The organism is Streptomyces malaysiensis subsp. samsunensis (assembly GCF_024519315.1).
GTDB lineage: Bacteria > Actinomycetota > Actinomycetes > Streptomycetales > Streptomycetaceae > Streptomyces > Streptomyces malaysiensis.
Genome location: NZ_JANIIC010000052.1, coordinates 21,993 through 38,928 on the forward strand (window position 1 = coordinate 21,993; position 16,936 = coordinate 38,928).

Here is a 16,936-nt window from a genome sequence, read left to right on the forward strand (position 1 = left end):
CTCGTCGCCCCGGGCCCCCGCACGGGGCCCGCCGCGCCGCGGCGGCGCGGGGCCCGAGCCGTGCCGGTGCCTCGTTGGCCAGTGCCTCGACCGCCGGTCCCTCAGCGGCGCCGGTGCACCAGCCGCCCCGCCACCACCGTGGCCAGGCACTCGCCGTCCGCGTCGAAAACGGCCAGGTCCGCGCGGCCTGCCGGGGCGAGGGCGGGCGGCCGCGGCCGGTCCAGGACGGCGATGCCGCCCCGGTGGGCGGCCGCGCGCAACTCGGCGTCGTCGAGGTGGCGCGTGAGGACGGCGGTCGCGCCCCGCCGCAGCAGGGCGTGGATCCGCTCCCGCGGGCTGGGCGCGTCCGGCACCGGGCCCTCGTGGACGAGGGCCGGGCCGAGCTCCCCGGGCCACTCCCGCACCCGGGCCCGCGGATAGGTCCGCCGCAGCTCCTCCAGGGGGCCGATGGCCGCGATGCGGTCGCCGTCGACCGCGACGGCGGCGTCGTGCAGCGGCGCCGCGTCGCCGGGGGTGCGCCGGACGACGGGCGCCGCGTGGAGCGTGAGCATCAGGACGCCTGGATCACCGTCAGCTCGGGGTGGGCCGTGCCCCCGTCGATCGCGGTGGAGGACAGATGCGAGACGACGTGGTCGTCGACCGGGTCGTTCGCCGGGTCGTCGTGCACCAGCAGGTGCTCGTACGTCGTCGCGCGCTGCGCGGGGACCCGGCCGGCGGCGCGGATGAGGTGGAGCAGCTCCATCCGGTTGGAGCGGTGGCGGGCGCCCGCCGAGGAGACCACGTTCTCCTCCAGCATCACCGAGCCGAGGTCGTCCGCCCCGTAGTGCAGGGCCAGCTGACCGGCCTCCTTGCCGACGGTCAGCCAGGAACCCTGGATATGGGCCACGTTGTCGAGGAACAGCCGGGCGATGGCGATCATCCGCAGGTACTCGAAGACGGTCGCCTGCGTACGGCCCTTCAGATGGTTGTTCTCGGGCTGGTAGGTGTACGGGATGAAGGCGCGGAAGCCGCCGGTACGGTCCTGCACATCGCGGATCATGCGGAGGTGCTCGATCCGCTCGGCGTTGGTCTCGCCGGTGCCCATCAGCATGGTGGTGGTGGACTCCACGCCGAGGTTATGGGCGATCTCCATGATCTCCAGCCAGCGCTCACCGGACTCCTTCAGCGGCGCGATGGCCTTGCGCGGCCGCTCGGGCAGCAGCTCGGCGCCCGCGCCCGCGAAGGAGTCGAGACCCGCCGCGTGGATACGGCGGATGGCCTCCTCGGCCGGGACGCCCGAGATCCGCGCCATGTGCTCGACCTCGGACGCCCCCAGCGAGTGGATCACCAGCTGCGGAAACGCCTTCTTGATCGCCGAGAAGTGCTTCTCGTAGTACTCCACGCCGTAGTCCGGGTGGTGGCCGCCCTGGAACATGATCTGCGTGCCGCCCAGCTCGACGGTCTCCGCGCAGCGCCGCAGGATGTCGTCGAGATCGCGGGTCCAGCCCTTCGCCGTGTCCTTCGGCGGGGCGTAGAAGGCGCAGAACTTGCACGCCGTCACGCAGACGTTGGTGTAGTTGATGTTCCGTTCGATGATGTACGTCGCGATGTGCTCGGCGCCCGCGTAGCAACGGCGCCGGACCGCGTCGGCCGCGGCCCCCAGCGCGTGCAGCGGAGCCGAGCGGTAAAGGTCGAGCGCCTCTTGTGGGGTGATCCGACCCCCGTCGGCGGCGCGGTCGAGGATTGCCTGCACCTCTGCGTTTGCGGTCACCGGGGCGTACCTTTCGGAGGTTTATGGATGGACCGGGCCAGAGTACGCCACGGCCTGTACGCCTGTACGAGTACGTGTCGGGCACATCCGTACCCGCCCTCCACGCTCACTTGAGCTTGCGCAAAGTGCCCGTGGGGTCGCCCGCCGCCTTGTCCTTCGCCTGGTAGCTGAGCGTCCCGTCGGAAGTGAGGGTGAACTGCTCGTCCGTCGAGGCGTCGCTGCACCCCTGCTGGGGCTCGGAGCCCTTGAGACGCGCGTCGAGGTGGAGCTCCTTAGGGGCCGCCGAGACCAGCTTCCAGGTGCTGTCGCAGCGCAGCACCGACAGCTTGACCCGGCCGCTGGCCACGTCCTGCCCGGTGCGCCCCTGCCGGAAAGTGATGGTGAGCGTGCCCACCGGAATGCCGGAGTCGGAGGTCAGATCGCCCTGCCAGGTGCCGAGGAACGGCTTGGGCACGGCGCCGCTTCCGGAACCGGCGTCTCCGTCTCCCGGGTTCTGTTCCGTGGCGGACGGGTGGGGCTTCCCGGCGCTCTGGTCCTTGCTGTCGCCGGAGTCGCCGGGCAGCACATTGAAGAGCACGGCAGCCGTCGTCGCCACGGCCAGCGCGCCCGCGACGGACAGCACCAGCGTGCAGCTCAGCGCCCTGGGACGCTTCTTACCGCCGACGGCGGCCGAGAGCGAGACACTTCGGCCGCCCGGCTCCGGCGACGACGGGGAGGGGAGCGGATGGCCGACGGGCCGGTCCTTCGCGGGCGGCCCGCCGACGTACGACGGGTCGGGCGGGCCGAAGGCGCCCAGCACGGGCGGGGCCGAGGCCGGGGCGGGCGGCGGGGTCGGGGCCAAGGAAGGCGGCGGGGTCGGACGGTCCTCGGCGCGCGGCCCGGCGCCGAAGGGCAAGGCGGGCGGCTCCGTGGCCGGCGGCCCGGCATCGGAGGGTTCCGCCGCGGACGGCGGGGCCACGGCCTCCGCCTCCAGGTCGAGCAGCTCCACCACCTGCCGGCTCACCCGCTCGACCACCGCCCCCGGCAGCCAGCCCGGCCGTGCGAGCCCCGAGGCGCCGTCCTCCGGGGCGAGCCGCCGCACGATCTGCTCGGGGGTGGGGCGGTCGGCCGGGTTCTTGGCGAGGCACGCGGCCACCAGATCGCGCAGCTCTCCGGTCAGCTCGGGGCCGAACCGGGGCTCGTCGTGCACCACCTTGTAGAGCAGCGCGGCCGAGGTGTCGCCCGGGAACGGCGGTTCGCCGGTCGCCGCGTACGCCAGCACCGCGCCCAGGGAGAAGACATCGGCCGCGCCCTCGACGCCCTCGCCCAGGATCTGCTCGGGCGCCATATAGCCGGGCGAGCCGATGGAGGCGCCGGTCGAAGTCAGCGACACCGTGCCCTCGGTGGCCCGGGCGATGCCGAAGTCGATCAGACGCGGACCGTCGAGCGCCAGCAGCACATTGGACGGTTTGACGTCGCGGTGGACCAGGCCGAGGGCGTGCACCGCGGCCAGCGCCTCGGCGAGCCCCGCGCCCAGAGCCCGCACCGACGGCTCGGGCAGCGGCCCCTCGTCGGACACCGCCTGGTTGAGCGGAGGGCCCGCCACATAGCCGGTGGCCACCCACGGAATGCGCGCCTCCGGGTCGGCGTCCAGAACCGGTGCGGTGAAGGCGCCGCCGACCCGGCGCGCGGCGTCGACCTCGCGCCGGAAGCGGGCGCGGAATTCCTCGTCCAGCGCGAAATGGGCGTGCACAACCTTCACCGCGATCGTGCGCCCGCCCGCGCTGCGCCCCACGAAGACCCGGCCCATACCGCCCGAACCGAGCCGTCCGAGCAGCCGGTAGGCGCCGATGACCTGTGGATCGTCCGGTCCCAGCGGCTCCATCGCGTTGCCTCCCCCTCCGTGCGCCGGTCCAGCTTAGGCGGTGTTCGGCCGTCTACCGCAGGCCCGTGCCCCCCGAAAGGTCAGGTCAGCAGCTCGACATGGACGTCCGCCGGGTATCCGGTCGTCGGCCCCGTACGGCGGGCGAACTCGGCGATGCCGTCCAGCTGCGCCGTGCCGAGGCTGAAGTCGAGGGTGGTGAAGTAGCGCTCCAGCACCGACGCCTCGAGCTGCTCCCAACGCGCCGCCTGCTCGGCGACCTTGCCGACCTCCTCCAGGGAGAGGTTCCGCGAGGACAGAAACGCCTCGTGCACCCCCCGGACGATCTCCGGCTCCCGCTCCAGATACTCACGGCGGGCCGCCCACACCGCGAAGACGAAGGGGAGCCCGGTCCACTCCTTCCACATCTGTCCGAGGTCGTGGACGCGCAGCCCCAGCCGGGGCGCGTCATGGAGATTGGCCCGCAGCGCGGCATCTCCGATCAGCACCGCCGCCTCGGCCTCCTGCATCATCAGGCTGAGGTCGGGCGGGCAGGTGTAGTAGTCGGGAGTGAGTCCGTACCGCTCGGCGAGCAGCAGCTGGGCCAGGCGTACGGAAGTGCGCGAGGCGGAACCGAGTGCGACGCGCGCCCCGTCCAGCTGCTCCAGCGGCAGCTGCGAGACGATCACGCAGGACATCACGGGCCCGTCGCAGCCCACCGCGATGTCGGGAAGTGCGACGAGATCGTCGGCATTGCGCAGATACTCCACCAGGCTGATCGGGCCGATGTCGAGATCGCCACGGACCAGGAGGTCGTTCAGGGCGTCGGGAGACGCCTTGGTGAGCTCGAAATCCAGAAGCGATCCGGTCCTGGCGAGGCCCCAGTACAACGGCATGCAATTGAGGTACTGGATGTGCCCCACTTTCGGCCGGCTGAGCCGATGGCCGACGGGCGGTCTGCTGCTTTCGGAGGCGCCCTGTGTACTCCGCGAGGGGGAACTCGGTGAATTGTCCACGTCTCGGAGGCTAGCTCCGCTCGGCCCCGGGAATGGCGGCGGGGTGGCCGGGTAGCCTTGGGGCTGACCGGCCGACACCTGCTCGACCTGCGATCTTATCCATCTCACAGGCCAGGGAAACCCCTCGTTTTCGTGATCTTCGGCTCTTTCCTCTCGCACACGGAGCGTGCTAAGCTCGCCGCAAGTTGCAGTTTGGTTTCCTTGCAGTACAGAGCCTGCGGAGCATGTAACCGCAGGCTTTTGTAGTTTTCAGACTTCTTGCAGGTTCTGGAGCAGGGCAACCCTTTGGCCCAAGGAGGGCTTATGGCTACCGGAACCGTCAAGTGGTTCAACGCCGAGAAGGGCTTCGGCTTCATCGCCCAGGACGGCGGCGGCCCCGATGTCTTCGTTCACTACTCCGCGATCAACGCGAGCGGCTTCCGTTCTCTCGAGGAGAACCAGGCCGTGACCTTTGACGTCACCCAGGGCCCGAAGGGCCCGCAGGCGGAGAACGTCAGCGCCGCCTGATCCAGCAGCACCACCCAAGGAGCCCTGCTCCCCGCCCGGCGGGGAGGCGGGGCTCCTGCCTTTCCATGCCCCTTTCCGCCTCTTCCGCCCTTCGGGCCCGCGTCACGGGGACGGTCAGTCCTCCAGCAGCCGGAAGTCGGCGAAGTCGAAGCCCGGGGCGACCACACAGCTCACCAGGACCTCCTCGTCCGCCGCCGGACGAGCCGCTTGCCAGGTGCCCGGCGGGATGACGACCTGGGGGCGCTGACCGGAGGCGATATCGGGGCCCAGGACCACATCCGTGGGGGCCGCCTCCGGAGCGTCGCCCGTACCGCCGAGCCGCAGCCGCAGCGGGCCGCCGCTGTGCCACAGCCACAGCTCGGCCGAACGCACCACATGCCAGCGGGACTCCTCACCGGGAGTCAGCAGGAAGTAGATCGCCGTGGCCGTCGCGCGCTCGCCGTCGTACCCCGGTGGCCGCACCGTGACATCGCTGCGCCAGGTCTCCCGGTACCAGCCGCCTTCCGGATGGGGTTCGAGGCCGAGCCATTCGGCCGTCGCGGGCCGTCGGGTCGTGGTCATGTCCCTCACTCACCGCTCTCACACATCGGTCCGGGCCCGTCGAGGATAGCCCGTGAGGCGTCCCGAAAAGCGCCCCGTAAGGCGCTCACGGACTGTAGGGGTCCGGCGACGCACCGCTGACGAGACGTGCCCGCCCGGGCTACGGTTCTGACCATGGGGCGCGGGCGGCGAACGGTGACGGTGCACCATGTACGGGCCGCGCTGCGCGGTGCGCAGCGGCTCGGCCTCGACACCATCCCCCTGCTCCAACGGGCCCGGATACCCCCGCTGTTGCTCGCCGACGACCGCGCCCGTGTCTCCCCCGAGCAGTTCGCCCGGCTGGTGCGCGCCCTGCACCGGGTCACGCGGGACGAGTTCCTGGGGCTGGGGACCATCCGCAGCCGGCCCGGCACCTTCGCGATGATGTGCTACGCCTCGCTGGGCTGCCCCGACCTCGGCACGGCGGTGGAGCGCGGGGCCCGCTTCTACCGGCTCTTCCCCGGCGGGCCCAATCTGGCCCTGGAGCGCGGCGCGAGCCCGGGCCGGGAGGCGGTGTTCGCCCTGCGCGGCGGGCTGGGCCCGCATGAGGGCGGCCTTACGGCGGCCGAGGGCCATATCGTCGCCGAGTGGCTCATGCTCATCTGGCACCGGCTCGCGGGCTGGCTGATCGGGCACCGGATCCCGCTGCTGTGGGCGCAGTTCGCGTATCCCCCGCCGCCGTACGCCGAGGACTACGAGCCGCTCTTCGGCTGCCCGCCCCGGTTCGGCGCACCGCGCACCGCGGCCGGATTCGACCGTCGCTGGCTGACCGCCCCCGTCGTCCAGGACGAGGCCACGCTCCAGACGCTGTTGCGGTACGCGCCCGCCGGGCTGCTCAGCCGCGGCGAGTACGGAACGACGACCGTCGCGGAACAGGTGCGGCACGCGCTCACCGGGGCGCTGCGGACGCGCGGCGGCCCGGCCGACGGCCCGCGCGCCCGGCGCACCGCGCGGCTCCCGGAGCTTCCCGAGGTCGCCGCCCGGCTGGCGGTCAGCCCGGCGACGCTGCGGCGGCGGCTGAGCGCGGAGGGCACGTCCTTCCAGCGGCTCAAGGACGCCGTACGGCGCGATGAGGCGGTCAGCAGCCTGGCCGAAGGGGACGAACCCATCGCCGACCTGGCCGTACGGCTGGGCTTCTCCGAGGACACCGCGTTCCACCGGGCGTTCCGGCGCTGGACCGGGGCAACCCCGGGCGCATACCGACATGAGATGTGGAGTCAGCAAATCTGAGCGCCGCGGTCAGCCACAGACACCCCGGCCGTCCCTACGGTCCTCCCACAGCGACCCGGCACCGCCGGAGCGCACCGCCCGCACCGTTGGGAGAGCCGTATGCGTATCCGCACCACCGTGCTCGCCGCCCTCGCCGCACTGACCCTGGCCTCGGCGTCACCCGCCGCCCCGGCCGCCGCGGCCTCGTCGGACACCCCGGCCGCGGACACCGGCAGACCCGGCGACATCGTCACCTCCGCCCCCACCGCCTTCCGGACCCTGCCCGGTGTGCCGACCGCCACCAGGGCATGGCACATCACCTACCGCTCGACCACCGCCACCGGCCGTCCCGACGTCGTCTCCGGCACGGTCGTCGTCCCCGACGACGGCACAGAGGGCCCGCGGCCGCTCATCGCCTGGGGCATCGGCGCCGTCGGCCTCGCCGACGGCTGCGCGGTGTCCGGCCGATTCCCGCAGGGCGCCTCGATCGAGGCCCAGCTGATCGACCTCGCGCTGCGCCGTGGCTGGGCGGTGGCCGTCACCGACTACGAGGGCCTGGGCACGCCGGACGACCACACCTATACGGTCGGCCGGTCCGAGGGCCAGGCCGTCCTGGACGCGGCGCGCGCCGCCCAGCGCCTTCCGGAGGCCGGGCTCTCACCGGACGCGCCCGTGGGCATCATGGGCTACTCCCAAGGCGGCCAGGCGGCCGGCTGGGCCGCCGAACTCCACCCCTCCTACGCCCCCGAGCTGCGGGTGAAAGGCACGGTCGCCGGGGGCGTGCCCGCCGACCTCCCCACGACGCTGGACTACAACGACGGCGGCGCGGGCGCCGGGCTCGCCCTGATGGCGCTCGCCGGACAGGACTCGGCCTTCCCCGCGCTGCGGCTCGACTCGTACCTCAACGACCGGGGACGCGGCTATGTGGACTTCATGAAGCGGAACTGCGTGTCCCTCAGCACCATCGCCGGGCTCTTCCAGCACAGGTCCGAGGTGACCGTAAGGGACCCGCTGGCCGACCCGGTCTGGCAACTCGCGCTGCGCGCCTCCCTCTTGGGCACCCGCTCTGTCGACCACCCCGTCTACCTCTACCAGGGCAGGCTCGACGAGCTGATCCCGTACCGGGTCGGCGAGGCGCTGCGCGACCGCTGGTGCGCCCGGGGGGTACCGGTGGAGTGGCAGGACTATCCGCTCGACCACGTCACCACGGCGCTGACCGGGATACCGACGGCCCTGGACTGGATGGCCGGACGGCTGGCGGACGAGCCGACGCGGGGCAACTGCGGGGCCTGACGCCTGCCTGGCGCGACGCCCGCCTGATGCGGCGCCGACTGCCTGTCAGCCGATCAGCCTGCGTCAACCGATCCGCCCGCGTGAGCCGTTAGCCCCGCACATGAGCCGTAGGACCCGCGCGTCAGCCGATCCGCTCGGGCGCCCAGCCTCTCCCCTGGAGCAGGTTCCCCAGCCCGGCCCAGGCGAAGTTCATCAGGGTGGCCGCGGCCTCCTTGGCCGAGGGGCCGCCCGCCCTGCCGTCCCCCGCCCGGTCCGCGAGCGACTCGGCCGCGCCCACGAGCGCATGCGCGAGCCCGGACACCTCGGTGCCCGCGAGGGTCCGGGCGCGCGCCGCCTCGCGGGCGTGCTCCCGCGCCGCCGCGGCTATCAGCTGGGTCACGAACTCCACGATCTCCGTGCGCATCGCGGCCACTTCGCGTGCGTAGGGCTGGCCATGCGTACGGGCCTGCACATGCAACAGCGTCCATCCGTCGGGGTGTTCGGCCGTATGGGCGAAGAAGCCGCTCAGCCCGCTCCACAACTGCCGGTCGGCGGGCGCGTCCCGCTCCACGGCCGCGCGCACCGCGGTCACCAGCGCCGCGGCCTCCCGCCGTATGCACGCCGTGAACAGGTCTTCCTTGGAGTTGAGATAGAGATAGACCAGCGGTTTGGAGACCCCGGCCAGCTCGGCGATGTCGTCCATGGAGGCGTTCCGATAGCCGCTGCGCGCGAAGGCCCGCACCCCCGCGTCCAGCATCTGCTGCTCCCGCACCGCCCGTGGTACGCGCTTGTTCCGCGTCGCCCCGCCCACGCAGGCCGCCCCCTTCGATCGTGCCCCCGCACACATATCGCGGATAAGCCTACGTGGGACCACTGTCAGCGCTCTTGCCACGGCCGCCCGCCGACCTCAAAGTTTCAACTGACCACGCACCGTGCCCCGTTCAACTCCGTAACGCAAGCGCGAAGGAGAACGAACGATGCCGAACCGCCGCCGTACCCTCGCCGCGCTGACCGCGCTGGCCGCCGCACCGCTCCTCACGGCCCCCGCGGAGGCCCGCTCCCCGGAGCCCGGCTCCTCCAAGGCCCGTTCCCCGGAAGCGTTCAGCAGACGCCGGACACCCGCCCGCCCGCGCCTCATCGCCGCGGACCGCGTCAGTGAGCGCGTCCTGGACCTGACGATCGACTCCCCCGCCCTGGGCCGCGAGGGCCACGCCCGCGTCCTCCTCCCCACCGGCTACGACCGCCGGCCCCACCACCGCTGGCCCATCCTCTATCTGCTCCACGGCTGCTGCGACCCGGCCCCCGGATGGGAGGCGTGGACCCGCAACACCGATGTCGAGACCATCACCGCCGCCACCCCGGCGCTGATCGTCTCCCCCGAGGGCGGCCCCGCCGGCTTCTACTCGAACTGGTGGAACGGCGGCCACTACGGCCCGCCCGCCTGGGAGACCTTCCACCTGGGCGAGCTGCGCCCCCTCCTGGAGCGCGCCCTGCGGGCCAACGGCCGCCGCGCGATCGCCGGACTGTCCATGGGCGGCTTCGGCGCCCTCTCCTACGCCGCCCGCCACCCCCGTCTCTTCCGCGCGGCGGCGTCCTTCAGCGGTGTCATCCACACCACCCTGGACCCCGCCGGCGTCCAAGGCATCCTCACGGGCCAGGGCGCCGACCCGGCGGCCCTCTGGGGAGACCCCGCCGCCCAGTCCTCGCTCTGGGACGCCCACAACCCTTACGCCCTGATCCCCCGGCTCCCCCGCGGCTACCCGCTCTACCTCGCCTGCGGCAACGGCAGCCCCGGTCCCCTCGACCCCCCGGACCGCCCCGAGGACACCCTGGAGCGCGGCCTCGGCGAGATGGCCCAGCGCTATGTCCGTCGCGCCCGCGCCCACGGCCTGGCCATCACCGCCCACCTCTACGGCCCCGGCACCCACACCTGGCCCTACTGGGAACGCGAACTCACCCACGCCCTCCCCCTCCTCACCGCCCCGCTCATCTGACACGGGGAGGTTTGCTACGGTCGGAATCGACCCGACGAGACGCGCCGTACCGGGACCCGCAAAGACGACGCACCCCGTAACGAGAGACTTCACGGAGGTGCCGTCATGGCTTGGGTCCTGCTCTTCACGGCCGGGCTGTTCGAAATCTGCTGGTCGATCGGCATGAAGCTGAGCGATGGCTTCACCCGCCTGTGGCCCAGCGTGATCACCGTCGCCGGGCTGATCGTGAGCATGGGGCTGCTGAGCGCGGCGGTGAAGAGCCTGCCCATCGGCACGGCCTACGGCGTCTGGGTCGGCATCGGCGCCGTAGGCACCGCCCTGCTCGGCATGGTCCTCTTCCACGAGCCGGTCACCCCGGCCCGGATCTTCTTCCTGCTCCTGCTGGTGGTGGCCATCGTCGGCCTGGAGGCCACGGCGGGCGAGTGAACAGCACGGTGCCCCCGGACCGAGGCGTGGTCCGGGGGCACCGCTTGTCGCTCTTATGGCCGTTGTCGCCCTTGCCGCACGGAGGTGCTACGCGGCGGCGTTGCCCGACGACGTCACGCGGCGGCCAGCTGGGGCTCCGGCTGCTCTTCGCGGTCGTCCAGCGGGGAGGCGCTGGCGTGGGCGTACGCCTCGTGGTCGAGGATCTTCTCGCGGGCCGAGACGATCACCGGTATCAGCGATTGGCCGGCCACGTTGGTGGCGGTCCGCATCATGTCCAGGACCGGGTCGATGGCCATCAGCAGGCCGACGCCCTCCAGGGGCAGGCCCAGGGTGGAGAGGGTCAGGGTCAGCATGACCGTGGCGCCCGTAAGGCCGGCGGTGGCTGCGGAGCCGATGACCGAGACGAAGGCGATCAGGAGGTAGTCGCCGACGCCGAGGTGCACGTCGAAGATCTGGGCGATGAAGATCGCGGCGATCGCCGGGTAGATCGAGGCGCAGCCGTCCATCTTCGTCGTCGAGCCGAAGGGCACCGCGAAGGAGGCGTACTCCTTGGGGACGCCCAGCCGCTCGGTGACCTTCTGGGTCAGCGGCATGGTGCCGACCGAGGAGCGGGAGACGAAGGCGAGCTGGATGGCGGGCCAGGCGCCCTTGAAGAAGTTCAGGGGGTTGATCTTGGCGACCGTCGCGAGCAGCAGCGGGTAGACGCCGAACATCACCAGTGCGCAGCCGATGTAGATGTCGGCGGTGAAGGTCGCGTACTTGCCGATCAGGTTCCAGCCGTAGTCGGCGATGGCGGTGCCGATGAGGCCGAGGGTGCCCAGCGGGGCGAGGCGGATGACCCACCACAGCGCCTTCTGGAGGAGTTCGAGCACCGACTGGCTCAGGGTGAGGATCGGCTGGGCCTTCTCGCCGAGCTGGAGGGCGGCGACGCCCGCGACGGCGGCGATGAAGACGATCTGGAGGACGTTCAGCTCGGTGAACGGGGTGATGACGTCGGTCGGCACGATGCCGGTCAGGAAGTCCAGCCAGGAGCCCGCGTGATCCGGCTTGGCGCCGTCCTTGGGGGACAGGTCGGTGCCGGCGCCCGGGTTGGTGATCAGGCCGATCGCCAGGCCGATGGCGACGGCGATGAGCGAGGTGGCCATGAACCACAGCAGGGTCCGGGTGGCCAGCCGGGCGGCGTTGTTGACGTTCCGCAGATTGGTGATCGAGATCAGGATCGCGAAGAACACCAGCGGGGCGACGGCCAGCTTCAGCAGCTGGACGAAGATCGAGCCGATCTTGTCGAGCGTGGTGACCAGCCAGCCGACATCGCCGCTGCGGGCGATCCAGCCGAGCACCACACCGAGGACGAGGCCCAGCAGGATCTGCGCCCAGAAGGGCACCTTGGGCAGGCGGAAGGAGGACGGCCCCTGGGGGGACGCCTTGAGGTCGGACGACAACGGACACACTCCGGTGGAGGTAAGAGGGCAGGAGAAAGCCAGGAGTCCGTACGGGATCTCCGGCCGCTGTGCGGAGGAGAAGTCAGCGGCGACGACAGGCCGCGGACAGACAGCGGCAAAGATCGATGTGCAGGCGCGCCACGAGCGGAACGCTCGCTGTGATGTGGGGCGCGGCTGCTGTCTTCATGACAAGTACATTAACACCGCCACTTTGGGGAACCCAAAGGAAATCTTTGACTTCTGAGGGCCCCTGAGGGACGGAAAGACACCAACGCCCCTTGTGCCGACGGAAGATGGCACAAGGGGCGTCGCTGGAGTGTGCGGGGTGGTGTGAGGAGGGTTACAGGACCGCGCCGGTCAGGCGCCGTTCTCCCGGCCCACCGGTCAGACGCCGTCCTCCTGGCTCTGGTTCGCGGCCAGCCGCTCCTTGGCGCGGTCCACCTTCTCGGCGACCTGGACGGCCATGGCGTCCCGCTGCCTGCGCAGCACCACCCAGCTCAGCGGCGCCGAGACGACCAGCGCGAGCAGCATGACCCAGAAGAGGTTGGAGCTGCCGAGGCCGGAGGGCAGCACCCGGAAGTAGACCAGGCCCCAGATGGCCAGGAACGAGCCGACGAAGATTCCCAGGCGCATGAGGGTGTAGCGGAACGCGGCGCTCGGCGTGAAGGACACGACTCGTCCTCTCTCTCCGGGGAGTTCTGGGAGTTCTGCGAGTTCCGCCGGGCGCTCCTGATGGGGCCTCTGCCGGAAGAACCTGTCCTCCCAGTGAACCATGGCCGGTTTCTGATCAATTCAGCGGCAGCCACATGGTGACGTCGTCCCGGAAATCGTCGTCCGCGACCCTGATCGCGCCGGGCACCCGCCCGACCTCCTTGTAGCCGCACGCCTCGTAGAAGCGGTCCGCCCCGGTGCCGCCGCGGCAGGTGAGCCGTATCCCCTGGATGCCGTCCATACGGCGCGCGGCGTCCTCGGCGGCGGCCATAAGGGCGCGGCCGTGTCCCTTGCCCTGGTGGGAGGGGTGCACCATCACGGTGTAGAGCCAGCACCAGTGGTGCATCAGCCGGTGGGTGTTGAAGGTGAAGAAGGCGGTGGCGGCCACGGCGCCGTCCTCGTCGCGGCCGATGAGCAGGCGGGTCCGGCCCTCCGTCATCGCGGCGAGGTGCCTGAGCAGATCGGGGCGTATGTCGTCCTTGGCCACGGGCGGTACGAAGCCGACGGCGCCGCCCGCGTTCGAGACGTCGGCCCAGAGGGCGCAGACGGAATCGAGCAGCTCGGGGGTGGTCTCGGGGTCGAGTTCAAAGCGCAGGGGCATGCGGCGGACGATACCGATGGGGGCTGACAGCACCCTCGGGCCCCGGCCATGGGGCATCGGGCCCCGGCCATCGGGTATCGGGCCCCGATCACCGCTCGTACGCGACCCGCGCTCCGGTCTCCTCGCCTCAGCCGAGCAGCTCCGCCGCGACCCTCAGGTCCGCCACCAGGCCCTCGTACGCCGCCTCCCGGTCGTCGGCCCGCAGCACCGCGGAGGGGTGGATCGTGGGGACGATCAGGCCGCCGTGCGCCGGTCCCGACGCATCGCCCTCCAGCCGCGTCCCGCGCTGTTTGGTCACCCGGAACGACGGGCCGAGCAGCGCCCTCCCCGCCGTGGCGCCGAGCGCCACGATCACCTCGGGCTCGATCAGCTCCAGCTCGGCCTCGAGCCAGGGCCCGCAGGCGGACAGCTCGCGCAGGCTGGGCGGCTTGTGGATGCGGCGCTTGCCGCGCGCGGGGACATGGGTGAACTTGAAGTGCTTGACGGCGTTGGTGAGGTACGACTCGTCCGGGTCGATCCCGGCCTCGTCCAGCGCCCGGTCGAGGACCTTGCCCGCCGGGCCCACGAACGGCTTGCCCTGCCGGTCCTCCTGGTCGCCCGGCTCCTCGCCGACGAGCACGACCCGGGCGTCCGCGTCACCGGCGCCGAAGACCGTCCGGGTGGCGTCGCGGTGCAGCGGGCAGCCGTGGCATCCGGCCGCCGCCTCCCGGAGCGTGCCCAGGTCGGCGTGGTGCGGGACGAAGGGGGCGGCGGTGTACGCGTCCTCGGGGCTCTTCGTACCGGCCATGGCCCCCGGGTGCCCCGCTCGGCGGCCGTCAGACAGCGGCCGCCGGGCGGAGGGCGGAGCGGGTCACCCCCGCCCCGGGCGGAGGGCGGGACGGTTCACACCCGCATCGGCTGCGGGGATTCGCGGCGGGCCGGGTCCGGGCCGTCGAACTCGCGGATGATCTCGTAGCGGGTGTTGCGCTCCACCGGCCGGAAACCGGCGTCCTGGATCAGTTCGAGCAGGTCGTCACGGGTGAGCTTGTTGGGCGTCCCGTAGTCGTCGGCGTCGTGGGTGATCTTGTACTCCACGACCGAGCCGTCCATGTCGTCCGCGCCGTGGTTGAGCGCGAGCTGCGCGGTCTGTACCCCGTGCATCACCCAGAAGACCTTGACGTGCGGCACATTGTCGAACAGCAGCCGCGAGACCGCGAAGGTCTTCAGCGCCTCGGCGCCGGTCGCCATGGTGGTGCGGGCCTGAAGGCGGTTGCGGATCTTGCCGTCCCTCATGTCCACGAAGTCGTGCTGGTAGCGCAGCGGGATGAAGACCTGGAAGCCGCCGGTCTCGTCCTGGAGCTCACGCAGGCGCAGTACGTGGTCCACCCGGTGGCGGGGCTCCTCGATATGCCCGTAGAGCATCGTGCAGGGCGTCTTGAGCCCCTTCTCGTGCGCGAGCCGGTGGATGCGCGACCAGTCCTCCCAGTGGGTCTCGTGGTCGACGATGTGCTGCCGGACCTCCCAGTCGAAGATCTCGGCCCCGCCGCCGGTGAGGGACTCGAGCCCGGCGTCGATCAGCTCGTCGAGGATCTCCGAGGCCGACAGGCCGGAGATCTTCTCGAAGTGGTGGATCTCGGTGGCGGTGAACGCCTTGAGCGAGACCTGCGGAAGGGCCTCCTTGAGCGCCCTGAGCGAGCGCGGGTAGTAGCGCCAGGGGAGGGTGGGGTGCAGGCCGTTGACGATGTGGAGCTCGGTGAGGTTCTCGTTCTCCATCGCCTTGGCGAGGCGGACGGCCTCCTCGATGCGCATCGTGTAGGCGTCCTTCTCGCCGGGCTTGCGCTGGAAGGAGCAGTACGCGCAGGACGCGGTGCACACGTTCGTCATGTTGAGGTGGCGGTTGACGTTGAAGTGCACGACGTCGCCGTTCTTACGGGTGCGCACCTCGTGGGCGAGACCGCCCAGCCAGGCCAGATCGTCGGACTCGTACAGGGCGATGCCGTCCTCCCTCGACAGCCGCTCGCCCGCGCGGACCTTCTGCTCCAACTCCCGCTTGAAACCCGCGTCGTCTGTGGTCCCCGTCACCCCGGTCGCCTCCCATACGTCTGCTGATGTCAGCCTTGGCCGACACTACGCCTCGATGTCCTCCGGAAGCTCGCCGACCCGGTTTTCCCACTTGGTCGAGAGCACGATCGTGGTACGGGTACGGGAGACGCCCTTGGTGCCGGAGAGCTTGCGGATGGTCCCCTCCAGGCCGTCCACATCGGAGGCGCGCACCTTGAGCATGTAGGAGTCGTCGCCCGCGATGAACCAGCAGTCCTCGATCTCGGCGACTTCGCGCAGCCGGTGGGCCACGTCCTCGTGGTCGGTGGCGTCCGAGAGCTGGATGCCGATCAGGGCGGTGACGCCGAGTCCGAGGGAGGCGGCGTCGACGGTCGCGCGATAGCCCGTGATGACCCCGGCGGCCTCCAGGCGGTTGATCCGGTCCGTGACGCTGGGCCCGGAGAGGCCGACAAGCCTGCCGAGCTCCGCGTACGAGGCCCGTCCGTTCTCCCGAAGAGCCTGGATGAGCTGCCTGTCCACCGCGTCCATATCCACGTACGCCTTCCATTATTCAGGGATTGAGCAAGATTACATGTAGAATCTAAGGCATCAGGGCCACAAGCCCTGTAAATCTTTTAGGCGATCGACCATCCCTCAGGAGATGAGACTCACCGTGTACACGATCGAGGGCCTTGAGGCCCGCATGCTCGAGCTGCGGGACCTGGCCGGCCGCTCGCGTGCAGCCCGTACCACCGACCGGCCCGTCTCCCGCGCGGCCCGCCGCGCGGCCGTCGTCGCGGCCCGCAGCGCACGCTCGAGGAGGCGCTGGACCCGCTAGGCCGTTCCCCGGTCCCGGTCCCCACCGAGTTCCCCCTCCCACCGGCGGTACAGCTTGTGCGGCACCCCTGCCGCGTCCAGCACCCGCCCCGCGACGAAGTCCACCAGATCCTGGATATGCGTCGCCCCCGCGTAGAACGCCGGCGAGGCGGGCAGCACCACCGCGCCCGCCTCGTCCAGCGTCACCAGAGCCTTGAGCGTCTGCCCGTTCAGCGGTGTCTCGCGCACCGCCACCACGAGCTTGCGCCGTTCCTTGAGCGTGACGCTCGCGGCCCGCTGGAGCAGGTCCTTCGACAGTCCGAGCGCCACCCCGGCCACACACGCGGTGCTCGCCGGGACGATCAGCATCCCCTTGGTCGGGTACGAGCCCGAGGACGGCCCGGCCGCCAGGTCCCCGGCCGCCCAGTGGGTCACGTCCGCGACCTCGGCCGGCACCTCGAAGGCGTCGGGCGTACCGTCCGCGCCCCGCGCCAGCCAGCGGCACAGATCCTCGCGCCAGTGGGCGTCCCGGAACCCGATCCCCGTCTCGTCCAGCAGCGTCAGCCGCGACGCCCGGCTGACCACCAGGTCGACCGCCTCCCCCGCCGCCAGCAGCGCGCGCAGCACCGAGGCGGCGTACGGCGTCCCGGACGCGCCGGACACACCGACCACCCAGGGACGGCGCCGACTCACTTCCTCGTGCGGCCCGTACGGCTCATGCGGTCCGTAAGGCTCGTGCGGCGTCTCCACGCCA

The 16,936-nt window shown here is 71.5% G+C and carries 19 protein-coding genes and 1 riboswitch; of the genes, 6 read left to right on the plus strand and 13 right to left on the minus strand.

Translation table 11 applies throughout. From position 1 onward, the window contains the following. Positions 1-101: 101 nt before the first annotated feature. The 4 genes from NQU54_RS34715 to NQU54_RS34730 all read right to left on the minus strand — a co-directional run bounded on the left by NQU54_RS34715 (position 102) and on the right by NQU54_RS34730 (position 4,606). Complete coding sequence (locus tag NQU54_RS34715) at positions 102-551, minus strand: imidazolonepropionase-like domain-containing protein (protein WP_257634500.1); 450 nt, start codon at positions 549-551, stop codon at positions 102-104. After that, entirely contained in the window at positions 551-1,750 is a 1,200-nt protein-coding gene (gene mqnC, locus NQU54_RS34720; RefSeq protein WP_257634501.1) for a cyclic dehypoxanthinyl futalosine synthase, read from the minus strand. Before mqnC ends, NQU54_RS34715 begins: the two co-directional genes overlap by 1 nt. 106 nt (positions 1,751-1,856) lie before the next feature. Further along, positions 1,857-3,614, minus strand: coding sequence for a serine/threonine-protein kinase (locus NQU54_RS34725; protein ID WP_257634502.1), 1,758 nt, complete (start codon positions 3,612-3,614; stop codon positions 1,857-1,859). Between the two features lie 80 nt (positions 3,615-3,694). Continuing rightward, positions 3,695-4,606 carry a menaquinone biosynthetic enzyme MqnA/MqnD family protein gene (locus tag NQU54_RS34730; protein WP_372506139.1) on the minus strand — a complete coding sequence of 304 codons (912 nt, stop codon included), beginning with the start codon at positions 4,604-4,606 and terminating at the stop codon, positions 3,695-3,697. A 303-nt stretch (positions 4,607-4,909) separates the two neighbouring features. Between NQU54_RS34730 and NQU54_RS34735 the strand changes: the two genes are divergently transcribed. Beyond that, a complete protein-coding gene (locus NQU54_RS34735) occupies positions 4,910-5,113 on the plus strand; it encodes a cold-shock protein (protein ID WP_014178671.1) in 204 nt (67 codons plus the stop codon). A 114-nt stretch (positions 5,114-5,227) separates the two neighbouring features. Here the strand turns inward: NQU54_RS34735 and NQU54_RS34740 are convergent, their stop codons facing one another. Then, positions 5,228-5,674: a cupin domain-containing protein gene (locus NQU54_RS34740; RefSeq protein ID WP_093700974.1), complete on the minus strand. Its 447-nt coding sequence runs from the start codon at positions 5,672-5,674 to the stop codon at positions 5,228-5,230. A gap of 153 nt (positions 5,675-5,827) precedes the next feature. On the opposite strand from NQU54_RS34740, the gene NQU54_RS34745 reads away from it, so the two are divergent. Next, positions 5,828-6,922 (plus strand): AraC family transcriptional regulator, encoded by a 1,095-nt coding sequence (locus NQU54_RS34745; RefSeq protein ID WP_257634504.1) that lies wholly within the window; start codon positions 5,828-5,830, stop codon positions 6,920-6,922. Positions 6,923-7,021: 99 nt separating this feature from the next. Beyond that, complete coding sequence (locus NQU54_RS34750) at positions 7,022-8,194, plus strand: lipase family protein (RefSeq protein ID WP_257634505.1); 1,173 nt, start codon at positions 7,022-7,024, stop codon at positions 8,192-8,194. A 121-nt stretch (positions 8,195-8,315) separates the two neighbouring features. Here the strand turns inward: NQU54_RS34750 and NQU54_RS34755 are convergent, their stop codons facing one another. After that, complete coding sequence (locus NQU54_RS34755) at positions 8,316-9,020, minus strand: TetR/AcrR family transcriptional regulator (RefSeq protein ID WP_372506140.1); 705 nt, start codon at positions 9,018-9,020, stop codon at positions 8,316-8,318. 130 nt (positions 9,021-9,150) lie between these two features. On the opposite strand from NQU54_RS34755, the gene NQU54_RS34760 reads away from it, so the two are divergent. Further along, a complete protein-coding gene (locus tag NQU54_RS34760) occupies positions 9,151-10,167 on the plus strand; it encodes an alpha/beta hydrolase (RefSeq protein WP_257634506.1) in 1,017 nt (338 codons plus the stop codon). An 8-nt stretch (positions 10,168-10,175) separates the two neighbouring features. Further along, positions 10,176-10,241: riboswitch (guanidine-III (ykkC-III) riboswitch) on the plus strand. Positions 10,242-10,272: 31 nt separating this feature from the next. Next, on the plus strand, positions 10,273-10,593 hold the full coding sequence (locus NQU54_RS34765; RefSeq protein ID WP_079258533.1) for a DMT family transporter: 321 nt from the start codon (positions 10,273-10,275) through the stop codon (positions 10,591-10,593). Positions 10,594-10,706: 113 nt separating this feature from the next. On the opposite strand, the gene NQU54_RS34770 is transcribed toward NQU54_RS34765, so the two are convergent. The 6 genes from NQU54_RS34770 to NQU54_RS34795 form a co-directional block, all read right to left on the minus strand. Continuing rightward, positions 10,707-12,035, minus strand: coding sequence for a dicarboxylate/amino acid:cation symporter (locus tag NQU54_RS34770; RefSeq protein WP_257634507.1), 1,329 nt, complete (start codon positions 12,033-12,035; stop codon positions 10,707-10,709). Between the two features lie 384 nt (positions 12,036-12,419). Next, positions 12,420-12,707, minus strand: a complete 288-nt coding sequence (locus tag NQU54_RS34775; RefSeq protein WP_173963240.1) for a DUF4229 domain-containing protein — start codon at positions 12,705-12,707, stop codon at positions 12,420-12,422. A 115-nt stretch (positions 12,708-12,822) separates the two neighbouring features. Beyond that, positions 12,823-13,347, minus strand: a complete 525-nt coding sequence (locus NQU54_RS34780) for a GNAT family N-acetyltransferase (RefSeq protein WP_167502678.1) — start codon at positions 13,345-13,347, stop codon at positions 12,823-12,825. 127 nt (positions 13,348-13,474) lie between these two features. Further along, positions 13,475-14,134, minus strand: coding sequence for a UdgX family uracil-DNA binding protein (locus tag NQU54_RS34785; RefSeq protein ID WP_257634508.1), 660 nt, complete (start codon positions 14,132-14,134; stop codon positions 13,475-13,477). Positions 14,135-14,229: 95 nt separating this feature from the next. Next, on the minus strand, positions 14,230-15,408 hold the full coding sequence (gene mqnE, locus NQU54_RS34790) for an aminofutalosine synthase MqnE (protein WP_257634509.1): 1,179 nt from the start codon (positions 15,406-15,408) through the stop codon (positions 14,230-14,232). A 45-nt stretch (positions 15,409-15,453) separates the two neighbouring features. Further along, on the minus strand, positions 15,454-15,915 hold the full coding sequence (locus tag NQU54_RS34795; protein ID WP_069865386.1) for an Lrp/AsnC family transcriptional regulator: 462 nt from the start codon (positions 15,913-15,915) through the stop codon (positions 15,454-15,456). Between the two features lie 112 nt (positions 15,916-16,027). On the opposite strand from NQU54_RS34795, the gene NQU54_RS34800 reads away from it, so the two are divergent. Next, entirely contained in the window at positions 16,028-16,204 is a 177-nt protein-coding gene (locus NQU54_RS34800; RefSeq protein ID WP_167459889.1) for a hypothetical protein, read from the plus strand. Here the strand turns inward: NQU54_RS34800 and NQU54_RS34805 are convergent. Continuing rightward, a complete protein-coding gene (locus NQU54_RS34805; RefSeq protein ID WP_176743172.1) occupies positions 16,201-16,875 on the minus strand; it encodes a UbiX family flavin prenyltransferase in 675 nt (224 codons plus the stop codon). The two genes, NQU54_RS34800 and NQU54_RS34805, sit on opposite strands and share 4 nt — an antisense overlap. Positions 16,876-16,936 lie beyond the last annotated feature (61 nt).

Coding starts and splice junctions, on each gene's coding strand:
- NQU54_RS34795 (WP_069865386.1), bottom strand. CDS start 15,915: ATGGACGCGGTGGACAGGCAGCTCATCCAGGCTCTTCGGGAGAACGGA.
- NQU54_RS34800 (WP_167459889.1), top strand. CDS start 16,028: ATGAGACTCACCGTGTACACGATCGAGGGCCTTGAGGCCCGCATGCTC.
- NQU54_RS34740 (WP_093700974.1), bottom strand. CDS start 5,674: ATGACCACGACCCGACGGCCCGCGACGGCCGAATGGCTCGGCCTCGAA.
- NQU54_RS34760 (WP_257634506.1), top strand. CDS start 9,151: ATGCCGAACCGCCGCCGTACCCTCGCCGCGCTGACCGCGCTGGCCGCC.
- NQU54_RS34780 (WP_167502678.1), bottom strand. CDS start 13,347: ATGCCCCTGCGCTTTGAACTCGACCCCGAGACCACCCCCGAGCTGCTC.
- NQU54_RS34745 (WP_257634504.1), top strand. CDS start 5,828: ATGGGGCGCGGGCGGCGAACGGTGACGGTGCACCATGTACGGGCCGCG.
- NQU54_RS34750 (WP_257634505.1), top strand. CDS start 7,022: ATGCGTATCCGCACCACCGTGCTCGCCGCCCTCGCCGCACTGACCCTG.
- NQU54_RS34725 (WP_257634502.1), bottom strand. CDS start 3,614: ATGGAGCCGCTGGGACCGGACGATCCACAGGTCATCGGCGCCTACCGG.
- NQU54_RS34765 (WP_079258533.1), top strand. CDS start 10,273: ATGGCTTGGGTCCTGCTCTTCACGGCCGGGCTGTTCGAAATCTGCTGG.
- NQU54_RS34735 (WP_014178671.1), top strand. CDS start 4,910: ATGGCTACCGGAACCGTCAAGTGGTTCAACGCCGAGAAGGGCTTCGGC.
- NQU54_RS34715 (WP_257634500.1), bottom strand. CDS start 551: ATGCTCACGCTCCACGCGGCGCCCGTCGTCCGGCGCACCCCCGGCGAC.
- NQU54_RS34785 (WP_257634508.1), bottom strand. CDS start 14,134: ATGGCCGGTACGAAGAGCCCCGAGGACGCGTACACCGCCGCCCCCTTC.
- NQU54_RS34755 (WP_372506140.1), bottom strand. CDS start 9,020: ATGTGTGCGGGGGCACGATCGAAGGGGGCGGCCTGCGTGGGCGGGGCG.